The organism is Methanobacterium formicicum, assembly GCF_029848115.1.
GTDB classification, from domain to species: Archaea; Methanobacteriota; Methanobacteria; order Methanobacteriales; family Methanobacteriaceae; genus Methanobacterium; species Methanobacterium formicicum.
The window spans coordinates 12,501-17,500 of the sequence record NZ_JARVXG010000057.1; the positions used below are offsets into that span (position 1 = coordinate 12,501).

Genomic DNA, 5,000 nt, shown 5'->3' on the forward strand with positions numbered 1-5,000 from the left:
TCTGTTTGTCCAATCCAGGTGATCATTATAATCTTATGGGAAAAATCCCAATTAACACCATTAGTCCCGGTTGGCATCCTGGTTTTAACTATCCAAATCTAATCATTTGAAAAATAAATAAATTTAAAGTTATATTTGATTATTTCCATGACAATTAGGTATTTAAAAATAATTTAATATGCATTAGGCGGTTTAAAATCTATTTAAAGATTTAAATCACCCATATAAATATATACCTTAAAATATCAATTATGAATGTTGATATTTTGAATAAATCTCTAAAAGTGGGATATTTCAGGAGGTTAAACCATGGTCTCAGTAGATGAATACATTATTGTAAGCTCAAATTACATACCTGGATATGAAATTACCGAAACTAAGGGTTTTGTTTACGGCCTTACCGTGCGCAGCAGGGGTGTAGGAGGTCAAATTGGTGCCGGGATACGTTCCATGTTCGGTGGAGAAATCAAGGAATATGTGAGCATGATGGAAGAAACCAGGGACGAAGCCATGACCCGAGCCATTGACCATGCCAAGGCCATGGGAGCCAACGCCATAATCAGTGCCCGTTACGACTCCAATGATATTTCCGATGTAATGCAGGAGATACTAGTCTTTGGAACTGCGGTTGTAGCCCATAAAGTCGAATAAATGGTATTTATTCCAAACACAAAAAAGTTGACCGTAATCTGAAAAAAATTAATTTGTTAATTGAATGATAAAATGTTAGAAGGTTACCTGGAAGTAGAAGGAAAAAAGATCCCCCGTACTCTACTGGGGACTTCCCCCTTTAGTGGTGCATCTCATTTCGGACATCGTGCCCGATTGTATCTCCTGGATCTTTACCGTAACCCCAGGGCAATGGCCAAGGTAATGATCAAATCCTATGAAATGGGAGTCCGGGGAATCCAGCTGATACCGCATCCACCAGTGGTAGAAGCTCTGGAAATTGCACGTGAAGAAGGTTTCCCCCTGGAAATTATAGCTACCATCCGCCCGGAATCTGAAAGTGAGGATATAAGACTTTTGGCTGATTTAGATGCCCAGGCCATGCTGGTTGATCCCGTGACCACTGACCAGAGAGACTGGGAGGTACTGGGAGAAAAACTGGACCTTATCAAGGACACCGGTGCAGTGCCAGGCCTTGTGACCCAGTTTCCCTTTAAAACCACTCAGGAACTACTAGAATCACCCATACTGAATGATTTCAAGCTTTACATGATCCCCCTTAACCAGTTGGGTTACCTTATGGACTCAGATACCTTTGTACCCGCAGTGAGGGCAGAATTTGGGGAAATGATCCATAAACTGGATAAAACCATAATTGCCATGCACGTGCTTGCTGCGGGAATAATGACCCCGGGTAAGGCATTTGATTACCTTAAAACAGTAGATTATGTGGATATGGTGGCCCTGGGCATAGCTTCCGAGAGGGAAGCAGAAGAAACCTTTTCGAAGTTATTTGAATGTTGAAAGGGGTTCATCAATATTTTTTTTTTATAAGTTCTTTAAATGTTTAATTTTTTTTAATTTTAACATTAAAATTGCTCAAATTAAAGAAAAAACCAAAAATATGAAAGAATAACCCCATAAAAGAAACACACGATTTAATTGCATTCCCTTCTTTCCGCCAGCATCTTCAAAAATTCAGCAGGGTCCTTCATTTCGCCGATTTCCCAGCTGTGAACCACTGGTATCCCATCGATGCACTCCGCAGCCTTCTTATTTTCCATTATAAAAACTGCATCCGTGCCGATCACTGCGGAGAGATCATTAAGGTTGGTGGCCATTTTACGTAGTACCTTCTGGTTCCGGTTTTTCTCCAGATCCGTGATGAGGGGTTCTGCCTTCCTGGAGGTGGCTTCTGCCTGGGCCAGAGCATCAAAGGGTGTTCGATTGGTGTTAATAACCCCAAAACCTAGATCAACCAGTTCCCGGGGTTCACCCTTTTTAACTTCAGTTTCATTTTCCTTAGGGGGAACTGCAAACAGGTTAACTGAAAGGGTGATCCTCATATTAAGTATGCTTTCCAGTAAAAATGCAGTGTCGGGCTGTGCACGTACCCGGCCAGTTTCATATTTATATATTGTTTCCCGTGATACATGGGCCTGGTCTGCCAAATCCTTCAATGAAAGGTTGTGATGCTCTCTCATTTCCTTGACTATCTGGCCGTCAATTTCCACATAGTACCCGCCCCGGTCGGCAAATATCTCAGGATATACCTCTTCCACCACTATGTTCCGCAGGGTTGAAGGTGCAATGACTGGTATGCCATGACGTTCATAGACCACGTCTTCTTCTAAGACTTCTTTCTTGGATTTAAGGCCTACTAAAAGGGGTGAACCAAAGAATGTGCGAGCTACCCTTTTTATTTCCTGGGCATGGGCTGCACTGAACCCGTCCACGTTAACCAGTACCTTCATTAAAAGTAAAAGTAGTTCCTTCCGTGCCACCAGATCAAAACAACTTCTATCATATATATTAGAAGTGTCAAATCCATGCTTGGATAGGAGCTCGTTGATATGAGTGATAATTTGATCTCTATGTATGGGCATGTTCGACATGAAAAAACACCCCGGTGATAGTTTACATGAATGATAATAATTTAGATAGTGATTTATTTAGAGTTTACGTGGGCCTGGATGACACTGACTCCGCCAGTGGTATGTGCACCACATATATATGTAGTGTGATTATGGACCAACTTAAAAGTTGTGGTTTCCGGGTGGATGGACCACCTCGCCTGATACGCCTCAACCCCTTCGCCCCTCATAAAACCAGGGGAAACGGAGGAGTATCATTTAAAATGATTTTAAAATCCAGAAAAGAAGTTCATGAAGCCAAAAAACTAATTCTGGACTTGGTGGAAAAACTTTCAGTTATGGATGACCCTAAAACCAATCCCGGCGTGGTATTTTATGAAGGGGAAATAACCCCTGAACTGGAGGACTACGCCCGGCGAACCATACGCACCATTGTAACCCAGGAAGAAGCTGAAAAGTTGGCTCAGAAAATAGGGGCTGAGATTTTCAAGTTCAAAAAAGGAAGAGGGGTGATTGGGTCCCTGGCTGCTATTGGCTGCCCCCTTGATGATGTTACCTATGAACTTTTGGCCTACCGTGACCCGACCAACTACGGTACACAGAGAAAGGTTGATGCTGATTCTGTACTGGAAATGAACCAGAAAACTTACCCTGATACTTTTGATAACATTGACGACGGTTACATGGCCATAACTCCCCACACCCCCTGCCCCGTGCTTTACGGGATCAGGGGAGAGAGCCCGGAGGCAGTGGGGGAAGCCCATAAACTGGTGAAGGTAACCGAACCAGTGGAATCATTCCGAGTATTTTTAACCAACCAACACACAGATATGCACCTGCAAAAAATAGATTCCATTGACCAGATGAAACAGTTCCAGTGTTACATCATCCAGGGAACGGTTAAAACCCAACCAATGGTTATTGAAGGGGGACACATAATTTTCACCCTGGAGGATGATTCCGGGGAGATAGAATGTGCCGCCTACGAACCCACCAAAAAGTTCCGTGATGTGGTACGAAAGCTGGCCCCTGGAGACCAGCTGGTGGTCTGTGGTGGAATTGGAAATAAGGGCACCCTCAACATGGAAAAGATTGAAATAACTGATTTGGCCAAGGTATGTGAATATCTTAACCCCCTCTGTGAATGTGGAAAACGTATGAAGTCCGCAGGGAAGAATAAAGGTTATAAATGTCCTAAATGCGGTAGTAAAAAAAGTGTGGAGGGGAAAGATGAAGAAATCAGAGAAAAGAGAGAAGTTAAAAGAACTATAAGTAAAGGTTTTTATGAAGTTCCTCCCTCTGCCCGTAGACATCTGAGCAAACCCCTGGTCAGGGGTTGATTTGGGATAGTAATCCTAATCTTAGAGGTCCCTTTTAATCTTAATCTTAGAGGCCACTTTTATTCCTTAGATGCATAATTCCTTAGAGGTATAACATGATCACCCAAGATATTGCAGAATTCATTGGTTCAGTGAACTATCAGGTCCTCCCCCCGGAGGTTATTGAACAAGCCAAGCTATGCTTTCTGGATTTTTTAGGGGTCTCACTTCGAGGTTCTCGTAACAAGAGTGGACAAATTATAAGAGATATCATACCCCCTGGAGGTAAATCCACGGTTATCGGAGGAAGTACCTCCCATGCCCCTGATGCTGCGCTGGCCAACGGGGTTTCTGCCCATTGCCTGGACCTGGATGACGGCCACCGGTTGGCCCAGCTTCATCCCGGGGCCTGTGTAATACCCGCGGCACTATCCCTGGCTGAATCAGGTAACAAGTCAGGAAGAGAATTTATAACATCCCTGGTGGTAGGATACGACGTGGCCATTAGGTTGGGCAAGATTATAAACCCTGGTCACCGTCAGAAAGGTTTCCACACCACCGGTACCTGTGGAACCATTGGCGCAGCAGCAGCAGCAGCGAAAATATTAGATCTGGAGGGGGAAGAAATTTTAAATACCCTGGGACTGGCCGGGACCCAGGCTGCAGGACTACTGGAATCAGACCATGCCGGAAGTATGGGCAAACACCTTCATGCCGGCCGAGCCGCCCAATCTGGAGTTTTATCCGCATTACTGGCCCAAAAAGGTTTTACCGGAGCCCAAACCATTTTAGAAGGGACTGAAGGATTATTTAATGCCATGGGTGATTGTACAGGAAAAAAATATCCTGATCATGATGATAAGGCCAGGGAATCAACTTCCGGAAACTTTGAAATTTCAGGGGTTTACTTCAAAAAATATCCTGTCTGCCGACATTTACATTCCTCCCTCGAGGCCACCCTCCATATCCTGGAGAATGAAAATGTTAAAATCCAGGATATTCAGGATATAACGGTTGAAACCTATGATATTGCAGCCAAACATGATGAGTATCATCCTGAAACTGTGGAGGGTGTCCGGCAGAGTTTACCAGTGAGCATGGCCCTGGCAATTTTAAAGGGGGGTTTAAATATTGAGGA

The 5,000-nt window shown here is 43.8% G+C and carries 5 protein-coding genes (1 of these 5 only partly in view); 4 read left to right on the forward strand and 1 reads right to left on the reverse strand.

From position 1 onward, the window contains the following. Positions 1–309: 309 nt before the first annotated feature. Complete coding sequence (locus tag QC759_RS10440) at positions 310–651, forward strand: heavy metal-binding domain-containing protein (RefSeq protein ID WP_048072388.1); 342 nt, start codon at positions 310–312, stop codon at positions 649–651. A 72-nt stretch (positions 652–723) separates the two neighbouring features. Beyond that, positions 724–1,473, forward strand: a complete 750-nt coding sequence (locus QC759_RS10445) for a hypothetical protein (RefSeq protein WP_048072389.1) — start codon at positions 724–726, stop codon at positions 1,471–1,473. A 134-nt stretch (positions 1,474–1,607) separates the two neighbouring features. Here the strand turns inward: QC759_RS10445 and QC759_RS10450 are convergent, their stop codons facing one another. Continuing rightward, entirely contained in the window at positions 1,608–2,564 is a 957-nt protein-coding gene (locus QC759_RS10450; RefSeq protein WP_231553477.1) for a transcriptional regulator, read from the reverse strand. A gap of 26 nt (positions 2,565–2,590) precedes the next feature. Here QC759_RS10450 and QC759_RS10455 point away from each other — a divergent pair, with 26 nt between their 5' ends. Then, positions 2,591–3,883, forward strand: coding sequence for a tRNA(Ile)(2)-agmatinylcytidine synthase (locus QC759_RS10455; protein ID WP_048072391.1), 1,293 nt, complete (start codon positions 2,591–2,593; stop codon positions 3,881–3,883). 95 nt (positions 3,884–3,978) lie between these two features. Beyond that, a protein-coding gene (locus QC759_RS10460; protein WP_048072392.1) for an MmgE/PrpD family protein crosses the window boundary here: on the forward strand, positions 3,979–5,000 show its 5' portion. Its footprint extends 352 nt past the window's final position; the window shows 1,022 of its 1,374 coding nt (coding positions 1–1,022); its start codon is at positions 3,979–3,981; the stop codon falls past the right edge of the window.

Coding starts and splice junctions, on each gene's coding strand:
- QC759_RS10440 (WP_048072388.1), top strand. CDS start 310: ATGGTCTCAGTAGATGAATACATTATTGTAAGCTCAAATTACATACCT.
- QC759_RS10445 (WP_048072389.1), top strand. CDS start 724: ATGTTAGAAGGTTACCTGGAAGTAGAAGGAAAAAAGATCCCCCGTACT.
- QC759_RS10450 (WP_231553477.1), bottom strand. CDS start 2,564: ATGTCGAACATGCCCATACATAGAGATCAAATTATCACTCATATCAAC.
- QC759_RS10455 (WP_048072391.1), top strand. CDS start 2,591: ATGAATGATAATAATTTAGATAGTGATTTATTTAGAGTTTACGTGGGC.